This window comes from Rhodoferax lacus, assembly GCF_003415675.1.
In the GTDB taxonomy this organism is placed as follows: Bacteria; Pseudomonadota; Gammaproteobacteria; order Burkholderiales; family Burkholderiaceae_C; genus Allorhodoferax; species Allorhodoferax lacus.
On the sequence record NZ_QFZK01000016.1, the window covers coordinates 1 to 19171 of the forward strand.

The 19171-nt window shown below is 64.2% G+C and carries 19 protein-coding genes; 5 read left to right on the plus strand and 14 right to left on the minus strand.

Annotated elements, in window-relative coordinates; translation table 11 throughout:
• From DIC66_RS18150 to tnpA, 3 genes are all read right to left on the minus strand, one after another.
• The coding region (locus DIC66_RS18150) for an IS66 family transposase zinc-finger binding domain-containing protein (RefSeq protein WP_420820506.1) at positions 1-530 on the minus strand (530 nt) is incomplete at its 3' end.
• A gap of 135 nt (positions 531-665) precedes the next feature.
• Positions 666-998, minus strand: coding sequence for an IS66 family insertion sequence element accessory protein TnpB (tnpB, locus tag DIC66_RS18155; RefSeq protein ID WP_147321347.1), 333 nt, complete (start codon positions 996-998; stop codon positions 666-668).
• Positions 995-1402: an IS66-like element accessory protein TnpA gene (tnpA, locus tag DIC66_RS18160; RefSeq protein WP_117179639.1), complete on the minus strand. Its 408-nt coding sequence runs from the start codon at positions 1400-1402 to the stop codon at positions 995-997. Before tnpA ends, tnpB begins: the two co-directional genes overlap by 4 nt.
• A 55-nt stretch (positions 1403-1457) precedes the next feature.
• On the opposite strand from tnpA, the gene DIC66_RS18165 reads away from it, so the two are divergent.
• Positions 1458-1760, plus strand: coding sequence for a DUF1178 family protein (locus DIC66_RS18165; protein ID WP_233505986.1), 303 nt, complete (start codon positions 1458-1460; stop codon positions 1758-1760).
• A gap of 37 nt (positions 1761-1797) precedes the next feature.
• On the opposite strand, the gene DIC66_RS18170 is transcribed toward DIC66_RS18165, so the two are convergent.
• From DIC66_RS18170 to DIC66_RS18220, 11 genes are all read right to left on the minus strand, one after another.
• On the minus strand, positions 1798-3126 hold the full coding sequence (locus tag DIC66_RS18170; RefSeq protein ID WP_199534796.1) for a Glu/Leu/Phe/Val family dehydrogenase: 1329 nt from the start codon (positions 3124-3126) through the stop codon (positions 1798-1800).
• A gap of 133 nt (positions 3127-3259) precedes the next feature.
• Positions 3260-3664, minus strand: coding sequence for a hypothetical protein (locus tag DIC66_RS18175; protein WP_117179526.1), 405 nt, complete (start codon positions 3662-3664; stop codon positions 3260-3262).
• Positions 3665-3693: 29 nt separating this feature from the next.
• Entirely contained in the window at positions 3694-3906 is a 213-nt protein-coding gene (locus tag DIC66_RS18180; RefSeq protein WP_117179527.1) for a hypothetical protein, read from the minus strand.
• A 95-nt stretch (positions 3907-4001) separates the two neighbouring features.
• Positions 4002-5777, minus strand: a complete 1776-nt coding sequence (locus tag DIC66_RS18185; protein ID WP_117179528.1) for an ABC transporter transmembrane domain-containing protein — start codon at positions 5775-5777, stop codon at positions 4002-4004.
• A 69-nt stretch (positions 5778-5846) separates the two neighbouring features.
• Positions 5847-7013 carry a lipocalin-like domain-containing protein gene (locus DIC66_RS18190; RefSeq protein ID WP_233505988.1) on the minus strand — a complete coding sequence of 389 codons (1167 nt, stop codon included), beginning with the start codon at positions 7011-7013 and terminating at the stop codon, positions 5847-5849.
• A gap of 10 nt (positions 7014-7023) precedes the next feature.
• A complete protein-coding gene (locus tag DIC66_RS18195) occupies positions 7024-8139 on the minus strand; it encodes a PLP-dependent cysteine synthase family protein (protein WP_117179532.1) in 1116 nt (371 codons plus the stop codon).
• 43 nt (positions 8140-8182) lie between these two features.
• Complete coding sequence (locus DIC66_RS18200; protein WP_117179534.1) at positions 8183-10810, minus strand: ABC transporter permease; 2628 nt, start codon at positions 10808-10810, stop codon at positions 8183-8185.
• A 62-nt stretch (positions 10811-10872) separates the two neighbouring features.
• Positions 10873-11202 (minus strand): hypothetical protein, encoded by a 330-nt coding sequence (locus DIC66_RS18205; protein ID WP_147321348.1) that lies wholly within the window; start codon positions 11200-11202, stop codon positions 10873-10875.
• Positions 11203-11293: 91 nt separating this feature from the next.
• Positions 11294-11944, minus strand: coding sequence for an ABC transporter ATP-binding protein (locus DIC66_RS18210; RefSeq protein ID WP_117179538.1), 651 nt, complete (start codon positions 11942-11944; stop codon positions 11294-11296).
• Between the two features lie 29 nt (positions 11945-11973).
• The gene (gene miaA / locus DIC66_RS18215) at positions 11974-12939 is read right to left on the minus strand and encodes a tRNA (adenosine(37)-N6)-dimethylallyltransferase MiaA (protein ID WP_117179540.1); all 966 of its coding nucleotides are present in this window, start codon (positions 12937-12939) and stop codon (positions 11974-11976) included.
• Positions 12940-12954: 15 nt separating this feature from the next.
• Positions 12955-14373 carry an MATE family efflux transporter gene (locus tag DIC66_RS18220; RefSeq protein WP_117179546.1) on the minus strand — a complete coding sequence of 473 codons (1419 nt, stop codon included), beginning with the start codon at positions 14371-14373 and terminating at the stop codon, positions 12955-12957.
• A 46-nt stretch (positions 14374-14419) separates the two neighbouring features.
• Between DIC66_RS18220 and DIC66_RS18225 the strand changes: the two genes are divergently transcribed.
• The 4 genes from DIC66_RS18225 (at position 14420) to DIC66_RS18240 (ending at position 19166) form a co-directional block, all read left to right on the plus strand.
• Positions 14420-14749 (plus strand): DMT family transporter, encoded by a 330-nt coding sequence (locus tag DIC66_RS18225; RefSeq protein WP_117179548.1) that lies wholly within the window; start codon positions 14420-14422, stop codon positions 14747-14749.
• A gap of 256 nt (positions 14750-15005) precedes the next feature.
• Complete coding sequence (locus DIC66_RS18230; protein ID WP_117179550.1) at positions 15006-16253, plus strand: ABC transporter substrate-binding protein; 1248 nt, start codon at positions 15006-15008, stop codon at positions 16251-16253.
• 106 nt (positions 16254-16359) lie between these two features.
• On the plus strand, positions 16360-17235 hold the full coding sequence (locus tag DIC66_RS18235; RefSeq protein WP_117179551.1) for a branched-chain amino acid ABC transporter permease: 876 nt from the start codon (positions 16360-16362) through the stop codon (positions 17233-17235).
• Positions 17236-17237: 2 nt separating this feature from the next.
• Positions 17238-19166, plus strand: coding sequence for a branched-chain amino acid ABC transporter ATP-binding protein/permease (locus DIC66_RS18240; protein ID WP_117179552.1), 1929 nt, complete (start codon positions 17238-17240; stop codon positions 19164-19166).
• Positions 19167-19171 lie beyond the last annotated feature (5 nt).

The window sequence follows — 19171 nt, forward strand, 5'->3', positions numbered from 1 at the left end:
AGAGGTAGGTGGTCTGCGTACTTGGCGACCAGCACCTGGGCCAGCAGTCCGGTGGTGGGGATGCCTTTGTCGATGACATGGGCCGGCACCGGGGCCTGCACAATGGTCTCGCATTGGCTGCAAGCCCACTTGCCACGGACATGGCGCTCCACGCTGAAGACACCGGGCACGTAGTCCAGCTTCTCGGCCACGTCCTCACCAATGCGTTTCAATTGGCAGCCGCATTGGCAGGTCGTGGAATCGGGTTCGTGACGAATCTCACGGCGTGGGAGATTGGCCGGCAAGGGTTGACGTTTGGCTTGTTGCTTGGTCTGCGGTGCCGAGGCTTGTTGGGTATTGAGCGCGTCGATGGCATCCGCCACAGCGGCCAGGTCGGCGTCAATCTCGTCTTCGAGCAAGCTGCGTTGTTCGCTGTTGAAGCGCTCGGACTGGGCCGCAAACTTCATGCGCTTGAGCAGTGCGTTCTCGTAGCTGAGCTTCTCCAGCAGCGCACTCTGGTGGCGCAGTTGCCCCATCAATCGCGCTGCCATCTCGCGCAGTTGCTCTGCGCTCAATTCGTCCAAGGAATGCTGATCCACCACCATGGGCGCTACTGTGCCAGTACAGCAGCACACCCACCATTGGCACATCTCCCAATTGGCAGCAGATACCAATACCTACGACGATCACACCACGGTAATGACACCTGCCTGCCCCACGCGTTGCCACGGCAGGCCCAATACCAGCGCATCAAGCTGGACCCGCTCCAGGCTGCGGTGGGTGTCGCAGTCGGAAGCCCAGACAAACTTGCCCTGATGCAGCCTGCGTGCTGCCAGCCAGATGCCAATGCCATCGTGCACCAGGATCTTGAGCCGGTTAGCTCGCTTGTTGGCAAACACATAGGCATGGTGCGGCTGGGCAGCACCGAAGACGGCAACCACGCGGGCCAGTGCAGAGTCCGTCCCGGCGCGCATGTCCAGCGGCGCTGTCGCCAGCCAGGCCGAGTCGATACGGATCAACGCAGCAACTCACGCAGCACTTGAGCGCATTGGGCTGCACCAGAGAGTGGCCAGTGCACGCTCACCGTTGCGCCGCCACGTTGGATCTCGATGTGAATGGTCTGTGCGGTGGTATCAGGTTCGACCGGCCTTTGCAGGTTTGGGACTGAGCTTGAACCGGTAGCCGCTGAAGCCTGCAGCTGCAGCGGAACGAAGGCCGAGGCTGTTTGCTGCAAATCGATCAGCATCTGACGCTGTCGTTCCTCACGCATCCACCGGTGCACCATGTTCGGATTAATTCCATGGCCCAACGCAATGCCCGCCAGGGATGCACCCGGCTGGCGGCATTGCTCCAGCACCGATGCCTTGAACTCCACGCTGTACTCACGCCGGCGAGGGCGCGCCACTGTCGACACTTGATTCATAGTCTCCATGATCTCCTTCGTGGGGACGATGCCTGATCATGGCGATCGATTCAACATGGGATTGCCGGACGCATACGGCCCGGCCACCCCTGCTGCCGGTGCCCAGGCTGTCGCTCTGGCCTCTGCCGATGCATCCCTCACCGCCGCCTGGTTGGAGCTGTCGCAACGCATTGTGGCCAGTACCCAGGACGTTGGCGACAGCTTTGCCGAAGAGGCGCGCAAGATGCACTATGGCGAGACCGAGGAGCGTGCCATCCGGGGCCAGGCCACGGTGGATGAGGCGCGCGCCCTGGTGGAAGAGGGCATAGACATCCTGCCTGTAGCCCTGTCGCAGTCGCTGAAAAAAATCCTGCAATAAGGGGGCAGGGCCCAAGGGCCCCGCGACCCTCGCCCGCTCAGGGGTAGAGGCCGCGCAGCTCGCGTGCCCGCAGGATGCGGGTGCAGGCCACGATAAAGGTAGCAGTGCGCAGGCTCACCTTCTTGTCCTGCGCCACCTGCCAGACGCCGGTAAAGGCCTCCTTCATGATGCGCACCAGACGGGCGTTGATCTCGTCCTCGCTCCAGAAGAAGCTGGAGAAGTCCTGCACCCACTCAAAGTAGCTCACCGTCACACCGCCCGCATTGGCAATCACGTCAGGCAGTACCAGGATGTTGCGCGATTGCAGGATGTCATCGGCCTCAGGTGTAGTGGGGCCATTGGCACCTTCGATCACCATGCGCGCCTTAATGCGCCCGGCATTCGACGCGTTGATTTGCTGCTCCAGTGCCGCCGGAATCAGGATGTCGCAGTCCACGTCCCAGAAGGCATCGTTGGCCAGCACCTCGGCCTTGGCAAAGCCGGCCACTGTGCCCTTGGCTGCCACATGCTCCAGCAACAGGGGCACATCCAGGCCCGACTCCTGGTAAATGGTGCCGCCGTGGTCCTGCACCGCCACCACGCGCGCGCCAGCCTGTGCAAACAGCTTGGCGGCAATGCCCCCCACATTGCCAAAGCCCTGTACCGCCAAACGGGCATGGCTGATGTCCAGCTCAATGTGGCGCGCTGCCTCCACGCCCACGGTGAACACGCCGCGGCCGGTTGCCTCGCGCCGACCCAACGAGCCGCCCAAGTCGACTGGCTTGCCGGTCACCACGCCAGTGGCGGTGGCGCCTTCGTTCATGGAGTAGGTGTCCATCATCCAGGCCATGATCTGCTCGTTGGTGTTGACGTCGGGTGCCGGAATGTCCTTGGTTGGCCCGATGATGATGCCGATCTCGCTGGTGTAGCGGCGCGTCATGCGCTCCAGCTCGCCGCGCGACAGCGTCTTGGGGTCTACGCGAATCCCGCCCTTGGCGCCGCCGTAGGGCACGTTGACGGCCGCGTTCTTCACCGACATCCAGGCCGACAGGGCCATCACCTCGGACAGCGTCACGTCCTGGTGAAAGCGCACGCCGCCCTTGCCAGGGCCGCGCGACACATTGTGCTGTACCCGGTAGCCCTCGAAGTGGGCAATGGTGCCGTTGTCCAGTTCAATCGGCACATCCACAATCAGCGCGCGCTTGGGGCGCTTCAGGGTCTCGGCCCAGCGCGCCAGATGGCCCAGGTAGGGAATGACGCGGTCCACCTGTTGCAGGTAGACGCCCCAGGGGCCCAGGTTATCACTCTGCAAATACGAGGGCAGGGGGTGGCCGTAGGGGTTGGTGATAACGGCGGGCTTATGGCCGCCGGGTGTGTCTGTTGTCATGCTGGCTCCTTGAAGTACGGGGGATAGCCAGCACTGTAGGCCTGCCAATTCAAGCTGTCCAAGGCCGTTTAAGGCTTCAACTATGCAAAATATTTATAGTTGAGGTTGTGTGCTTAGGGTGACCCTGTGGGCTTCAAACCGACTGGTTGACGAAGCGCCCCGTGCTGGGCGCCTGGCTGGTTTTTGACCAGGCCTCACTGGCCACTGCCTTGGCGCTGGCTGTCACGGTCAAAGGATTGGCCGCAGGCTTGCTGGCAGGTGCCAGGGCCGCCTCTGTTTGGTTGGTGGAGGCAGAAGCTATCTGCTTGCGCACTTGCGCGCTGTAGGTGTTCTCTGCCTGCGCTACTTGCGCGCCCACACTGCTGACCCTGGCCTGGCTCTGCTGCGCCTCCTGTTCGGCCTGTTCGGCCTCGGTGCGCAGTTGTCTGGCGTTGGCTTCGGCCTGGTCGGCATCCCTGCGTGCCTGCTCCAGCCGGGAGCGTCCCTGCCAGACCTGAGAGGGCGGCGTGGCGTAACTGGTGGCGGCGATGGCAACCATGGTCTAAAGCCTGTCAGGCAAGAGCCAACTCAGGCCTTCACGTTCAATAGCTGGCCCACGATCTCGCCCCGGGTGTTGACGGTGGCGCGAGGTGGTGGCTGCACTTCGGCCTTTTTGGCCGCAAGGGCTTGCGCCTGGGTTTCAGGGTTGGACCTTGGCTCGGTGCGCTCCGTGCGCTCGACGCGTTTGCTGGCTTGTGGGGCCTGCAGAGCCTGGCTGGATGAAGTTTTGACAGCTTCCATGGAGAACCTTCCTTGGGCGTTTATCTGGTGCGACAAGTGTAGGGCGGCACCCTGCGGAATTCAAGCTCGCTTTCAATGAGGCCGGGTGGGACGCCTCAGACGTTGAACTGCAGTGCCGCCAGCCCGGCATACACGCCGCCCAGCGCGACCAGTTCGGCGTGCGTGCCTTGCTCCACCAGGCGGCCGTGGTCCAGCACCACAATCCGGTCGGCCTTTTGCACGGTGGCCAGACGGTGGGCAATCACCAGCGTCGTGCGGTCGCGCATGGCGGACTCCAGCGCGTCCTGCACCACGCGTTCGCTCTCGGCGTCCAGCGCGCTGGTGGCTTCGTCCAGCAGAAGCAGGGGCGGGTTCTTCAGCATGGCGCGCGCAATGGCAATGCGCTGGCGCTGTCCGCCCGAGAGGCGCACACCGCGCTCGCCCAGGAAGGTGTCATAACCCTCGGGCAGGGCGCGGATGAAGCTGTCGGCAAAGGCGGCCGTGGCGGCGGCGTGCACCTCGGCATCGCTGGCGTCCGGCCGGCCGTAGCGGATGTTCTCCAGCGCCGAGGTGGAGAAAATCACCGCGTCCTGCGGGACGATGCCCACGCGCTGGCGCAGCGCCTCCAATGACATCTGGCGCGTGTCCACACCGTCCAGGACAATGGCGCCGCTTTGTGGGTCATAAAAGCGCAGCAACAGCTGGAACACCGTGCTCTTGCCCGCACCGCTCGGCCCCACGATGGCCACTGTCTGGCCGGGTTCTATCTTGAGTGAAAAGTCGGAGAGTGCCGCCTGGTTGGGGCGCGACGGGTAGTTAAAGCCTATGTCCGCAAACTGGATGGCACTGCCCGCCACCGGCATGGCCGCCGTGACCGGATGCGCCGGCGAGGTGACCGGCGACTGCGTGCCCAAGAGTTCCATCAGGCGCTCGGTGGCACCGGCTGCGCGCAGCAGGTCGCCATAAACCTCGCCCAGCACCGCAAAGGCACCGGCCAGGATGATCACGTACACCACCGTCTGCCCCAAGTGCCCGGCCGTAATCGTTCCAGCCATCACCGCCTGCGTGCCCTGGTACAGGCCCCATAGCAGCGCGGCCGAGGTGGCGATGATGATGAAGGCCACCAGCACCGAGCGCGCACGGGTGCGGCGAATGGCGGTCTCAAAGGCGTTGCCGGTGGCGGTGTTGAAGCGGGCGGACTCGCGGCCTTCTGCGGTGTAGCTCTGCACCACGGGAATCGCGTTGAGCACCTCGGCGGCAATCGCGCTGGAGTCGGCAATGCGGTCCTGGCTGGCGCGCGAGAGCTTGCGCACGCGCCGGCCAAACCACAGGGCGGGCACCACGATGCACACCAGCACGCCGGCCACACCCAGCATCACCACCGGATTGGTCCAGACCAGAATGCCCAGGGCGCCCAGGCCCATCACCAGATTGCGCAGGCCCATGCTCAGAGAGGAGCCGACCACGGTCTGCACCAGCGTGGTGTCGGCCGACAGGCGCGAGAGCACCTCGCCGGTTTGCGTGGTCTCGAAGAACTCGGGGCTTTGGTGCAGCACATGGCTGTAGACGGCATTGCGCAGGTCAGCCGTGACGCGCTCGCCCAACCAGCTCACCATATAAAAGCGCCCGGCCGAAAACACACCCAGGGCCACGGCCACGGCAAACAGCAAACCAAAGTGCTCGCGCAGGGCCATCACCTGGTCGCCCTTGTTGGCCTGCATCAGCCCGCTGTCTATCAGGCTGCGCAGCGCCAGCGGAAAGGCCAGCGTGGCCATGGCCGCCAGCACCAGAAAGCACAGGGCCAGTCCTATGCGTCCGCGGTAGGGTGTGAGGAACGGCAACAGGCCGGAGAGGGATTTGGGGTTGCTGGCCTTGGGGCGTTCTTTGGTCATGGGCTTTTATGTGAAGGCAGTGTTCAATTTTGCAAGCGGTGGGGGCAAAGCTTTCGCTTCCCGTGGGGGCTACATTTTCAGGGGCGCGGCGTAGCCGGTCATCTCCAGATAGCCGCGTCCCACTTTGTGCCCATTGCTGTCCCACACCTCGCACAGGCCCTCCCAGTAAATCGCGCCGGTGGAGTTGCGGCTGTCGAGTTCCTGGTTGTCCACCAGGGCACGCACCATATAGAAGTCGGCTGGTGTGCGCACCAGCCATTCCACCGGGTAACTGGCGCGGCTGCTCGGGCTGCGCCACAGGCGCTGGGGCTTGAAGGTCACCTCGCCGCGGCTGAAGGTGTACAGGCTGGTTCCCGCACGGAACGAGCCGCCGTCCCACAGCGCCGCACCGTTCTTGTCGCGCAGCTGGAAGGCGGTGAGCGCACTGCCATCAAACAGGTTGATGCCCAGCCAGTCCCAGCCCACGGCGCCTGTGGGCAGCATCTCATCGCTCCACTCGTGGTCCAACCAGGCGGTGCTGCCTGCGCCAACGGCCAATGCCTTGCCCTGCAGGCTGAGGCTGCCGCTCACCTGCAGCTGCGGCAGGCTGTAGTAGTAGCTGGTCTGGCGCGGCTCGGGCCCCTTGCGCGACAGGCCTTGCTGGCCCTGCAGCAGCAGCGGCTGGGTGGCGGCAAAGCGCAGGTCCATGGCAAAGTCCTGGGTGCGCAACTGGGCACGCAGGTCCGCGCCATCACGCAGCAGCGACCAGTCGTTCAACACCACGCCGGTATTGAGCGCACTGGCCGAGGCGGTGTCCGCCGGGTTGTCTCCGGGTGCCTCACCCGACCAGCGCGCAATACGCTGGTCATGCCACAGGTGCGTGGCCCGCACATCGGTAATGGCCGCATGGGCAAACAGCAAGTGCCTGGCCGCCAGGCGCGACTGCAGGCCTTGCGTGGTGTCCACGCGGCTGCGAAAAAAAGTGATCTGGAAACCATAGGCCGCATCGGGCGCTGTGGCTGCGGCCGATTGGGCACTGCCCGAACCAGCCGCGCTGGCCCAGCCGGTGAGGTACCACCACTCGGTCTGGAAATCCAGATGGGCCCCGGCATCGCGCGGAAACTTCAGCGTCCGGGGCTTGGCTTCTGCCGGGGCCGCCAGCGCGACTGCCTGCCCCAGGCCGCCGCCCAAGCCAAGCCCAGCACCAGCGGCCAGCCACTGGCGGCGGCTGGCAAAAAGACCCGTAGGCAGGGGCAAGCGCACAGCTCTACCGCAGGGCTGCACGTATACGCGCCTGGGCTTCGCTGCAGTCACCCAGCTGCGCCTGCACCCAGGCGGCGTCGTGGTAGCTGGGCAGGTAGCGCTCACCGGCATCGCACAGCAGCGAGAGGATGGAACCCTGCTCCCCGCGCGCGCGCATCTCGGCTGCCAGCGTGAGCATGCCCACCAGATTGGTGCCGGTGGAGGGCCCGACCTTGCGCCCCAGCAGGGCTGAGAGTTCACGCATGGCGGCCACCGAATCCACATCGGCGACTTCGAGCATGCGGTCCACCACGCTGCGCACAAAGCTGGCCTCCACGCGCGGACGGCCTATGCCCTCGATGCGCGAGCCCGCACCCTTGAGTGTGCGGTCGCCGCTCCGGTGGTAGGCGCCAAACACCGAGCCCACCGGGTCCGGCACGCACAGCTGCGTGGCATGGCGCTGGTAGCGCAGGAAGCGGCCAATGGTGGCGCTGGTGCCGCCCGTTCCTGCACCCACCACCACCCAGCGTGGCACCGGATGGCGTTCATGCGCCATCTGGCTGAACATGCTTTGCGCGATGTTGTTGTTGCCGCGCCAGTCGGTGGCGCGCTCGGCGTAGGTGAACTGGTCCATGTAGTGGCCGCCGGTGGCGTCCGCTATGGCCTGTGCGCGGGCGTAGACCTCGGCTGCGGTGTCCACCAGCTCGCAGCGTCCGCCGTAAAAGGTGATCTGGGCAATCTTTTCAGGCGAGGTGCTGCGTGCCATCACCGCCACAAAGGGCAGGCCCAAGAGGCGCGCGAAGTAGGCTTCGCTCACAGCCGTGGAGCCGCTGGAGGCCTCCACGATGGTGGAGCCCGCATGCACCCAGCCATTGCACAGCGCATACAAAAAAAGCGAGCGCGCCAGCCGGTGCTTGAGGCTGCCGGTGGGGTGGGTGGACTCGTCCTTGAGGTACAGGTCAATGCCAGCCTCGGCCAGCACCGGCAGGGGCAGGGGAATCAGGTGGGTGTCGGCGCTGCGCTGGTAGTCGGCCTCGATGCGGCTGATGGCCTGGCTCAGCCAGGCCTGGGCCGCAGCTTCAGGCGTGGGCGCATTGCTGTCGTGGCGAAGAGGGTGGTCTGGCGGGCTGCGGTGGGGCATTGCCCATCTTAGCAAGCGGCAAACGCCAACGCTGCCCCGGGGTCTACCAGTCTTCCTTCACAGCCATCACCGCGTCATGCCCTGCGGCGGCCTGGCCTGCCAGCCAGGCCGTCACCGTGCCCGCTGCCACCACCGCAGCGGCCAGGCCCAGGAGGCGCAGCCAGGGCAGGCTGAGTTCCATGCTCCAGTGAAAGCTTTGCGGGTTCACCACGTGCACCAGCACCACCGCCACAGCCAGGCCCAGCGCCACTCCGGCGATGGCGCCCAGGCTGGTCCAGGCCGCACCTTCTGCCGCCACCACGCGCAGGATCTGGCTGCGCGTCAGGCCCAGGTGGGCCAGCAGGCCAAACTCCTTGCGGCGTGCCAGCACCTGCGCACTGAAGCTTGCCGCAATGCCAAACAGGCCAATGCCCACGGCCACCGCCTGCAGCCAATAGGTCACGGCAAAGCTGCGGTCAAAAATTTTCAGGGTGGTGGCGCGTATCTGCGTGGCCGAACCAAACTCCAGCAGCTGCCCGGCCTGTCCATCGGGTGTGCCTGCCAGCTGGTCGGCCAGCGTGCGCAGGGCCTGCTCCACCGCCTCGGCATCGGTACCGGGCTGGAGCCAGAAGGCCAAGTCGTTGACGCGCCGGTCATCGCTCAGGCGCGCGTAGTCGGCGCTGTCCATGGCGATGGTGCCAAACTGGCGCGCGTAGTCGCGCCAGATGCCGGCCACGAAAAACATGGGTGCACCAGCGGTGTTCGTGCTGCCTGCAGCAAATACCTGTTGCAGCGGTGCAAAGTTCTGGCCCACCCGTGCGCCATACAGGTCCACCACGGCCTCGCTCACATAAATGCCAATGCGCCCCGCAGGCACGGCCACGGCATCGCCCACCAAGGGCAGGCCCGCGGTGCGGCCCTGTGCATCCTGCAGGCTGCGCACCATCAGGGCCACGCCGGGCTTGGCTGCATCCAGCGTGAGCTGCAGGGTGCGCTGGGCCGACAGGCGCTGCACGCCGCCTACACGGGCTGCGGCCTGCACAAAAGCCGGATCGAAATACGCCAGCTCATTGGCGTTGCCGCTGCCCGCGCTGCGCACATACAGCGAAGCGGGCAGCACCGTGTCCAGCCAGGTGGTCACCGAATGGCGAAAGCTGCTCACCATCACCGTCAGGGCCACCGCCAGGCTGAGCGAGGCCACCACACCGCTGACCGCCACGGCCGCGCTCTGGCGCACACGCCGCGCGCGCTCCACCGCCAGCAAGGGCAGCAGCCGGTGGGCCAGCAGCGGCGCCACCCGGTCCAGCACCTGGCCGACCAGCCAGGGCAGGCAGGCAATGCCGCCCACCAGCAGCAGGGCCACGCTCAGGTAGGCGCCCAGTGGCATACCCCACAGCGGCGGCGTCATGGCCAGCAGGCCACCGGCCAGCAACAGGGCCGGGCCCATCCAGGCGGTATGGCGGTGGTCTTGCAAGGCGCCCAGGCCCTTGAGGGTTTGGGCCGGTGGCAGGGCCTGTGCCAGGCGGGCGGGCCACCAGGCGCCCACCAGGGCGGTTGCCACACCCAGGGCGGCAAACACCAGTGCGGCCAGCGTGCTCCACTGCAGGGGTGGCGCAGCACCGGCAAAGTAGCCGCCACCCAGGTCGCCTCCCAGCAGGGTGAGGGCCAGTGCCGCCAGCCCCGTGCCCAGGGCAATGCCCAGCGCGCTGCCAAGCAGCCCCAGCAGGCCGGCCTCCAGCAGCACCAGGTGCAGGCGCTGGGAACCGGTCAAACCCAGCACGCCCAGCAGGGCGAATTGCTGGGCCCTGCGCGTCACACTCAAAGCCAACACCGAGAACACCAGAAAGCCGCCGGTGAACAGCGCAATCAAAGCCAACACGGTCAGGTTCACGCGGTAGGCGCGCGACAAGTTGCCAATGCGTTCGGCCGCATCTCCGGGTTGGCTCAGCTTCCATTCGGCATTCCAGCCCGGTGTGCCCTCCAGGATGCGCGCCACGGCCTCGCGGTCGCTCCCAGGCTGCAGGCGAATGTCCACGCGGGTGAGCTGCCCGCGCTTGCCAAAAAAGTCCTGGGCCGCACCAATGTCCATCACCGCCAGCGGGTTGCCAGGGGCGCGCACGCTGCCTTCCACTGCCGCCCTCTTGAGCTGCAGGCCTTGCTGCAACTGCACGCTGCCATCCCCCAGCGCCTGGCGCGCAGCGGCATTCAGAAACACGGTGTCGGGGGCAAACAAGGCCATGCGGTCTGCATCGCCGGTGGGCATAGGCATCAGGTCGGGCGCCAGGGTGGCCACTTGCAGGGCGTCCACACCCAGCACGCGCAGCAGCACGCGTTGGGTGGGCTTGGAAGGATCGGCGGGCTTGACCAAAGGCAGGGCGGGCAGGGCGTAGGTGCTCAGTTCCAGCACGGGCGAGGCCGTGGCCACAGCGGGGTTTTGCCGCAGAGTTTGCAACACCGCCTCATCCAGGCTGGCGCTGACTGAGCGGCTGCGCAGCTCCAGATCCGCCTGCCCGCCCACCGAGCGCAGCGCCTGCGAAAACTCGTCCAGCGCCGAGGCATTGATGAGGTGCACCGAAAAGGCCAGCGCCACACCCAGCATCACAGCCACCAACGCCGCCACGGTGCGCCAGGGATGGTGCAGCAGCTCTTGCAGGGAAAAGGTTTTGAGCAGGGGCCAGAGCACGAAGGACATGGCCCGATTGTGACGACAGAGGGCTTGCGGGCGCAGCGGCCTGCCTTGAAACCCCAGCCGGTTTAACGGCGTCGGCGTGCGCTGGCGAATTGCGCTTTGGGAATGTGGCCGCGAAACAGCGCAGTCAGGGTGTCTACCTTGATGGCTGCCAGGGTCTCGCCACAATGGTCACACAGCATGTGCATCAGGTCGCTGCGCAAAAACCACAGGCTCTGGATGTCATCGGCATACTGCACACGGGCCCAAACGGGTGGGCGTTCGGTCTTGGGGTTCAGGAACAATTCCATGCAGTCCAGCATCTCGTCACGGATGTGTTCCACATGGGCCACTGCCTCCGAATTGCGCGCAGGGTCACGCATCAGTCCCATCAGACTTGAAGAAAGGCGTGACATTTTCCAGCTCATGCGCCCATTGTTGTCTGGAAATATGACAAAGCTGCCTGCAAGGGCTGTCGGCCTTGTAACAGTCTGTGCGGTGGAGCGCTTAAGGCTGGCTTAAGCCGTCCGTGTCCAGGTGCAACACCCGGTCGGCTTTTTCGGTGGCTGCCGCCGAGTGGGTGACCAGCACCAGCGAGGTTCCGTGCGCGCGGCATTGCTGCACCAGGGCCTGCATCACCAGGGCCGCGGTAGAGGGGTCCAGGTTGCCCGTGGGCTCGTCTGCGAGCAGCAGGCGCGGATTGTGGACCAGTGCCCGTGCAATCGCCACGCGCTGCAACTGCCCGCCGCTGAGTTGCTGTGGCAGGCGCGCGCCCAGCGCACCCAGGCCCACGGCCTCCAGCATGGCCTGTACCCGGTCCGCGTAGTCCTGGCCCAGCAGCATGAGGGGCAGGGCCACGTTCTGCATCACATCCAGATGCGGCAGCACATGAAAGGCCTGGAACACAAAGCCCACTTTTTCGCGCCGCAGCAAGGCGCGCTGGTCTTCGTTCAAGGCGCCCACGTCCACGCCTTCAAGTTGCACCGTGCCCTGGTCCCAATGGTCCAGGCCGGCCATGCAGTTGAGCAGGGTGGATTTGCCCACCCCGGACTCCCCCACGATGGCCACGAACTCGCCCGGCACCACGTCCAGTGACACGTTGGCAAACACCGGCGTGCTGCCATAGTGTTTTGCCAAGTTGTGTATCTGGAGGGTCATCGGTGGCGTGTTTGTAGCAGAGCCAGGCTTTAAGGTTGGGCCAAAGGGTTGTTCTGCAGGGCGGCGTGCACGTGCTGCAGCACCTGGTCCAGTGCTGCAGGGCTGTCGCTGGCCACGATCTGGCGCTGGGGCATGGAGCGCAGCCAGGTGATCTGGCGCTTGGCCAACTGGCGCGTGGCGAACACGCCCCGGTCGCGCAGTTCGGCCATGGGCCACAGCCCTTCGAGTGCCTCCCAGGCCTGGCGGTAGCCCACGCAGCGCATGGAGGGCAGGTCGGCATGCAGGTCGCCGCGTGCACGTAAGCGCTGCACCTCGTCCAGAAAATGGTCTGCCAGCATGGCCTCAAAGCGCTGGGCAATGCGCGCATGCAGCCAGGCGCGCTCGGTGGGCTCCAGCGATACCAGCAGGCTGTTGCCCACCGCGCTGCGATCACGTTTGGCTGCATGGAAGTGCGACAGTGGCAGGCCGCTGACGCGGTACACCTCCAGGGCGCGCTGCACGCGCTGGCTGTCGGCCGGGGCCAGACGCTGCGCGGTCACAGGGTCTGCTGTGGCCAGCAGTGCGTGCATGGCGGGCCAGCCCAATGTGGCGGCTTCCTGCGCAATCGCTTCGCGCACCTGGGCGTCGGCGGGGGGCATGTCGTCCAGCCCTTCAGCCAGGGCCTTGAAGTACAGCATGGTGCCGCCCACCAGCAGGGGCAGCTTGCCGCGCGCATGGATGGCGTGGATCAGCACGGTGGCATCGCGCACAAAGTCGGCCGCGCTATAGGCCTGCAACGGGTCGCGGATGTCGATCAGGTGGTGCACCACGGCGGCCTGCTCGGCGGCACTGGGCTTGGCCGTGCCGATGTCCATGCCGCGGTAGACCAGGGCCGAATCCACGCTGATGATTTCCACGTCCCAGCGCCGGGCAATCTCCAGCGCGGCCGCAGTCTTGCCGCAGGCCGTGGGTCCGGCCAAGGCGATGTGAAAGGGCAGGGCAGCTTGTGTTTGCATCAGGCTATGGTGCCATCAGACGGCAGCCAGGTGCTTGCGCGTGACACGGCTGAGCATGACCAACAGGCCGCCTGCGGCCACGCTCAGGCCCACAACAAGCGCAATCCAGAAGCCCTGTGCCTGCATGGGCACTGCCGGCGCAAAAGGCACCCATTGCGGCGCCAGGCCCAGCACGCAACCCAGTGGCAGGCAGATGCCCCAAAAGGCCGCCAGATGCAGCACCATGGGCGGGCGCGTGACCTTGTAGGCGCGTATGGCGCAGCTGATCACCACTTGCGTACAGTCCGAGAGCTGGAACAGGGCCGCGAACACCAGCAGTTGCGCGGCCAGCATGGCCACCTGCGGGTCGCTGGTGTAGGCCTGTGCAATCGGCATGCGCCACCACGCAATGCCCACAGCTGACAACACGGAAAAAACCAGCGTCAAGCCCACGCCCACCCAGGCCCGAAAGCGCGCGGTCAGCGGGTCATCCGCGCCCAGGCTCTGGCCCACGCGGGGCAGCAATGCCAGCCCCAGGCTCAAGGGCACCATGAAGGTCAGCGAGGTGAAGTTCAGCGCAATCGCGTGTGCCGCCACCGGTGCGCTGCCAAAACGGGCCAGCAGCAGGGCGATCAGGCTGAAGGCGGTGGTCTCGGCGAAATAGGTCACGCCAATGGGCAGGCCGAGTTTGAACAGGCTGCGCAGCATCGGCCAGTGCGGTGCCTCGTAATGGTCAAAGGGCCAGGTGCGGCGGTAGGCCGGGGCCAGACGCATCCACGCCAGCATGGCGCCCAGGCTGAACCAGACGCACAGCATGGTGGACCAGGCACAGCCCAGGCCGCCCATGGCCGCAAAGCCCCAGTTGCCAAACACCAGCACCCAGTTGATCAACGCATTGAGCAGCAGGGCCGCCAGCGCGATCACCATCATGGGCTTGGTCTGGTTGATGCTGGTGCTGTAGCCATACAGCACCCGGTAACAGCTGAAGGCCGGCAGGCTGAAGCTGGCCACATGCACAAAGCCCTTGGCCACGTCGCGTACGGCGGGCTCCAGGTCCATGTGGTCAAAGACTTCGGCGGCAAGGTTGGCCAGCACAAAGGCCAGCAGGCCCGCGGCCAGCGCCTTCCACAGGCCCTGGCGCACCACATGGGGCACGGCGTCGAGCTCGCCAGCGCCCACATGCTGGGCCACCACCGGGCTGACCGCCATCAGCAGCCCCATCAGGGTGAGGATGGTCATGTTCCAGATCGAGACCCCGAGTGAGACGCCGGCCAGGTCCTGTGCCGAGGCATGGCCGGCCATGGCCACATCGGTCACAGACATGCCAATGGTGGCCAGTTGGCCAATCAGGATGGGCCAGGCCAGTTGCCAGAGGGAGCGTGTTTCGGTCAGTACGCGTCGGCTTCGGGATGGGGCAGCGCGCAGGGGCGTTGTAGAGTCTGGGGCAGGGGTCATCAGCCAGATGATTCTAAGGCTGAGGGTGTTTTTTTCGGGGGCTTGTATGAACTGGGTGTATCTGTCGGTCGCTATCGTCCTGGAAGTGGTCGCCACCTCGGCCCTCAAGGCCTCTGATGGCTTTACGCGCCTGCTGCCCTCAGTGGTGGTGGTGGTCGGGTACGCGGCGGCCTTCTACACCCTGTCCATCACACTGCGCACCATGCCGGTGGGGGTGGTCTACGCCGTGTGGTCTGGCGTGGGGGTGGTGCTGATCACCCTGGTGGGCTGGTTGCTGTTCAACCAGAAGCTCGATGCGCCCGCATTTTTGGGCATTGCCCTGATATCGGCCGGGGTCATCGTGCTGAATTTTTTCTCCCAATCCGTGACGCACTAAGGCGGTGCTTTTTACTGCCAAGACAAAGGGTTAACCCTAGGAAATTTGCATGAATAAATTTTTTGGGTTTGGGCCTGAAAATTCTTCATCGCGAATGGGCCTGTTTAGCTGACGGCATGCTGAATACGGCCCGGAATGTGGGGCAAACGCCTATAGATTACGGCCTGACCCGTGCATAGACTCGGGCTCACGCGGCGGCGATCTGCAAGCAGCTTGCTCAGCGTCGTAGGACCTATTTTTCAAATACGGAGACAACATGAAATTTCACTTCGCCAAACTCGCATCCCGAATCGCCCTGTCCGCAGCGGTACTGAGCCTCTCTGGCCTGGCCCTGGCAGCGGACCCCATCAAGATCGGTGTCTCCGGCCCCTTCACCGGCGGCTCTTCCTCCATGGGCGTGAGCATGCGCGACGGCGTCAAGCTGGCCGTGGATGAAATCAACAAGTCCGGTGGCGTCATCGGCCGCCAGCTGCAAATCATCGAGCGCGATGATGAAGCCAAGAACGAGCGCGGCGTGCAAATCGCCCAGGAACTGATCAACAAGGAAAAAGTCGCCGCCACCGTCGGCTTCATCAACACCGGTGTGGCCCTGGCCTCGCAGCGCTTCTACCAGGAAGCCAAGATCCCGGTCATGAACAACGTGGCCACCGGCTCGCTGGTTACGCACCAGTTCGATGACCAGCCCGAGAACTACATCTTCCGCAATGCGGCGCACGACAGCATCCAGGCGCCCATGATTGTGGAAGAGGCCATTGTCAAGCGCGGCTTCAAGAAAGTCGCCATCCTGTCCGACTCCACCAACTACGGCCAGCTCGGCCGCGCTGACCTGGAAAAGGCACTGGAGCTCAAGGGCATCAAGGCCGTGGCTGTCGAGAAGTTCAACGTCAAGGACGTGGACATGACGGCCCAGTTGCTCAAGGCCAAGGAAGCCGGCGCCGAAGCCATCCTGACCTACGCCATCGGACCCGAGCTGGCACAGATTGCCAACGGCATGACCAAGCTGGGCTGGAAGGTTCCCATGGTCGGCAGCTGGACCCTGTCCATGGCCAACTTCATTGACAACGCAGGCCCTGGCGGTGAAGGCGCGCGCATGCCGCAAACCTTTATCCAGGCGCCCACGACCCCGAAGCGCCAGTCCTTCATCATCAACTACCTGAAGACCTTCAACCCCAAGAATGGCCGTATTGATTCGCCCGTGTCGGCGGCGCAAGGCTATGACTCCATCTACCTGCTCGCAGCTGCCATCAAGCAGGCCAACTCCACCGATGGCCCGAAGATCAAGGCCGCACTGGAAGACCTGAAGACCCCGGTGGACGGTGTGGTCACCACCTACAAGACACCATTCACTGCCAAGGACCATGAGGCCATCACCGTGAACATTCCGGTGTTCGGTGAGGTCAAGAACGGCAAGGTGGATTACGCCTACCCTGAAGACCAGAAGAAGGCTTCCGAAGTGCGCGTGAAGGATGCCAACGCCAAGGGCGCTCTGACCATCAAGAAGTAAGCGGCGCTTTGCGCAGCAGGCATCGCCCCGGTCCTGGTGACTGGCGCGGTGCTTTTTTTAGGCCGCAATGCGGCGTTATCAACGGTATTTTTTTAAGGACCCTTTCATGGAAATCCTGTTACAGCTTGTGTACAGCGGTATTGCCATGGGCATGATTTACGCAGTCATCGCCTTTGGTTACCAACTGACCTTTCAAACATCGGACACCCTGAACTTCGGCCAGGGTGACGCCCTTATGCTGGGCGCCATGGTGGGTCTCACCCTGGTCAACATGGGTGTCAATTATTGGCTCATGCTGCCCATCGTGATTGTTTTCGGCCTGGTGCAGGGCGCCTTTGTCGAGCGCATCGGTGTGGCACCGGCCATCAAGATCAAGAGCGAATTTGGCTGGATCATGTCCACCATCGCGCTGGGTATTATTTTCAAGAATGTGGCTGAGAACGTATGGGGACGCGACGACCTCAAGTTCCCCTCGCCCTTGTCAGAATCCCCCATGAAATTTCTGGGCGCCAATGTGCTGCCCATGGAAATCCTGGTGGTGATCGGCGCCATCGCCATGATGTTGGCGGTGGAGTTTTTCAACCGCAAGACGATTTACGGCAAGGCCGTGGTGGCCACCTTCAATGACCGCGATGCGGCCAAGCTCATGGGCATCAACACCGCCCTGGTGATCACCTTCTCGTATGCCCTTTCGTCCGCGTCCGCTGCCTTTGCCGGCGCGCTGATTGCGCCGCTCACGCTGACCGGCGCCACCATGGGCGCGGTGCTGGGCCTCAAGGCCTTTGCCGTGGCCATCATCGGCGGCCTGACCAGCGGTATGGGCATCATTGTGGGCGGCATCATTCTGGGCGTGGCTGAAACCACCACCGGCTTCTACCTCTCCACCGGCTACAAGGATGTGCCCGGCCTGGTGCTGCTTCTGCTGGTGCTGGCCTTCAAGCCATCCGGCCTGTTCGGCAAATCCGCGATCAAGAAAGTCTGAACATGAACCGCAAGTCTCTTATTGCCGGCGTTATCGGCTTTGGCATCCTGGCGGTGGCACCACTGCTGTCCCACAACCCGTACTACATCCACATGATCGGCACGATCATGATCTACGCCATCCTGCTGTTTGGCCTGGACATTGTGGTGGGCTACACGGGCCAAGTGTCGCTGGGCCATGCCGGTCTGTTCGGCGTGGGCTCCTACACCGCAGGTGTGTTGTTCCTCAAACTGGGTCTGCCGCTCTGGATGATCCTGCCCGCCAGCGTGCTGGTGACTGCAGGCTTTGGCGCGTTGCTGGCGCTGCCCGCGCTGCGTGTGAGCGGGCCTTATCTGGCCATGGTGACCCTGGCGTTTGGCACCATCATCCAGATCCTGATCAACGAGATGGACTTCCTCACCGAAGGCCCCTTGGGCATCAAGATTCCCAAGCCTTCGCTGGGTGGCATGCAACTGAGTGAAGACGCCTTCTACTGGATGGTGCTGGTGCTGATGATCATCTCGCTGGTGGTGGTGGACCGCATCCTGAAATCCCAGTTGGGCCGTGCCTTTGAAGCGCTGCGCGGCAGCCCCGTGGCCTCCGACTGTATGGGTGTCTCGGTGTACCGCTACAAGGTCTATGCCTTCGTGATCAGCGCCGGCTTTGCCGGTCTTGCAGGCAGCCTGTACAGCTATTCCGAGCAGTACATCTCTCCCAACACCTACAACTTCGAGCTCACGGTGTTGTTCCTGCTGGCAGTGATCATGGGCGGACGCAAGAGCCGTGTGGGCTCCATGCTGGGTGCGGCCATCATTGTGATTCTGCCCAAGTTGCTCGATGACCTGGAGATGTTCCGCGTCGTCGCGTCTGTTCTGGCGGTGCTGATGTTGGTGGGTGGCGCTATTGCCGTGTCCAAGAAGATGACCACGCCCAGGGCCATGGCCCTGCCGGTGGTGGGCACGGCCGCCCTGGCCGGCTTCTCGTTCTGGCTGCAGTCCATTACCGATTGGCGCCTGTCCGTCTTCGGCCTCATGATTTTGTTCGTGGTGTATTACCTGCAGGACGGCATCGTGGGCTTTGTGCGCAACCTGTTTGTACGCAAGAGCGTGGCCAGCGGCCGTGCCGTGGTGCTCTCTGGTGGTATCCACAAGGATGCCATCATGAATGCCTCACGCACCGGTGGCGGTGAAGAGCTGCTGATTGCCAAGGGCGTGTTGATGCAGTTTGGCGGCTTGAAGGCCATCAACCAGGTGGACCTGTTCGTCAAGCGCGGCACCATCCACGGCCTGATTGGCCCCAACGGATCGGGCAAGAGCACGATGATGAACGTGTTGACCGGCATTTATGTGCCTACTGCCGGCTCCATAGAGTTCGCTGGCCGCTCGGTGGTGGGTCGCACGTCCTCGGACATTGCGCTCTCCGGCATTGCCCGCACATTCCAGAACGTGCAACTCTTTGGCGAGATGACGGCGCTGCAAAACGTGCAGGTCGGCCTGCACCACAGCTTTGCCAGCAACATCGTTGATGTGGCCCTGCACACTTCGCGCTACACCCGCGAAGAGGCTGCCTCTGTAGAGCGCGGACTGGGTCTGATCGAGTTCGTCGGTCTGTCCGATCTGGCCAATGAAGAAGCGCGCAACCTGCCCTACGGCAAGCAGCGCCTGCTGGAAATTGCCCGCGCGCTGGCGCTGGACCCGCAACTGCTGCTGCTGGACGAGCCGGCTGCGGGCCTGACCGCCCCCGACATCAAGGAACTGATCACCATCATCCGCAAGATCCGCGACCACGGCATCACCGTGATCCTGATCGAGCACCACATGGATGTGGTCATGGGCGTGTGTGACAACGTCTCGGTGCTGGACTTTGGCCAGAAGATTGCCGAGGGCAAGCCCGCCGAAGTACAGGCCGACGAGAAGGTGATTGAAGCCTACCTCGGTGGCACCGCCACATAAGAACA

What these genes read in the sequence shown, in the direction of transcription:
- DIC66_RS18210 (WP_117179538.1), bottom strand. Translation starts at nt 11,944, where the DNA reads ATGACCCTCCAGATACACAACTTGGCAAAACACTATGGCAGCACGCCG.
- DIC66_RS18200 (WP_117179534.1), bottom strand. Translation starts at nt 10,810, where the DNA reads ATGTCCTTCGTGCTCTGGCCCCTGCTCAAAACCTTTTCCCTGCAAGAG.
- tnpA (WP_117179639.1), bottom strand. Translation starts at nt 1,402, where the DNA reads ATGAATCAAGTGTCGACAGTGGCGCGCCCTCGCCGGCGTGAGTACAGC.
- DIC66_RS18180 (WP_117179527.1), bottom strand. Translation starts at nt 3,906, where the DNA reads ATGGAAGCTGTCAAAACTTCATCCAGCCAGGCTCTGCAGGCCCCACAA.
- DIC66_RS18175 (WP_117179526.1), bottom strand. Translation starts at nt 3,664, where the DNA reads ATGGTTGCCATCGCCGCCACCAGTTACGCCACGCCGCCCTCTCAGGTC.
- DIC66_RS18195 (WP_117179532.1), bottom strand. Translation starts at nt 8,139, where the DNA reads ATGCCCCACCGCAGCCCGCCAGACCACCCTCTTCGCCACGACAGCAAT.
- DIC66_RS18225 (WP_117179548.1), top strand. Translation starts at nt 14,420, where the DNA reads ATGAACTGGGTGTATCTGTCGGTCGCTATCGTCCTGGAAGTGGTCGCC.
- DIC66_RS18170 (WP_199534796.1), bottom strand. Translation starts at nt 3,126, where the DNA reads ATGACAACAGACACACCCGGCGGCCATAAGCCCGCCGTTATCACCAAC.
- DIC66_RS18230 (WP_117179550.1), top strand. Translation starts at nt 15,006, where the DNA reads ATGAAATTTCACTTCGCCAAACTCGCATCCCGAATCGCCCTGTCCGCA.
- DIC66_RS18240 (WP_117179552.1), top strand. Translation starts at nt 17,238, where the DNA reads ATGAACCGCAAGTCTCTTATTGCCGGCGTTATCGGCTTTGGCATCCTG.
- DIC66_RS18185 (WP_117179528.1), bottom strand. Translation starts at nt 5,777, where the DNA reads ATGACCAAAGAACGCCCCAAGGCCAGCAACCCCAAATCCCTCTCCGGC.
- DIC66_RS18205 (WP_147321348.1), bottom strand. Translation starts at nt 11,202, where the DNA reads ATGTCACGCCTTTCTTCAAGTCTGATGGGACTGATGCGTGACCCTGCG.
- DIC66_RS18235 (WP_117179551.1), top strand. Translation starts at nt 16,360, where the DNA reads ATGGAAATCCTGTTACAGCTTGTGTACAGCGGTATTGCCATGGGCATG.
- DIC66_RS18220 (WP_117179546.1), bottom strand. Translation starts at nt 14,373, where the DNA reads ATGACCCCTGCCCCAGACTCTACAACGCCCCTGCGCGCTGCCCCATCC.
- DIC66_RS18165 (WP_233505986.1), top strand. Translation starts at nt 1,458, where the DNA reads ATGGGATTGCCGGACGCATACGGCCCGGCCACCCCTGCTGCCGGTGCC.
- miaA (WP_117179540.1), bottom strand. Translation starts at nt 12,939, where the DNA reads ATGCAAACACAAGCTGCCCTGCCCTTTCACATCGCCTTGGCCGGACCC.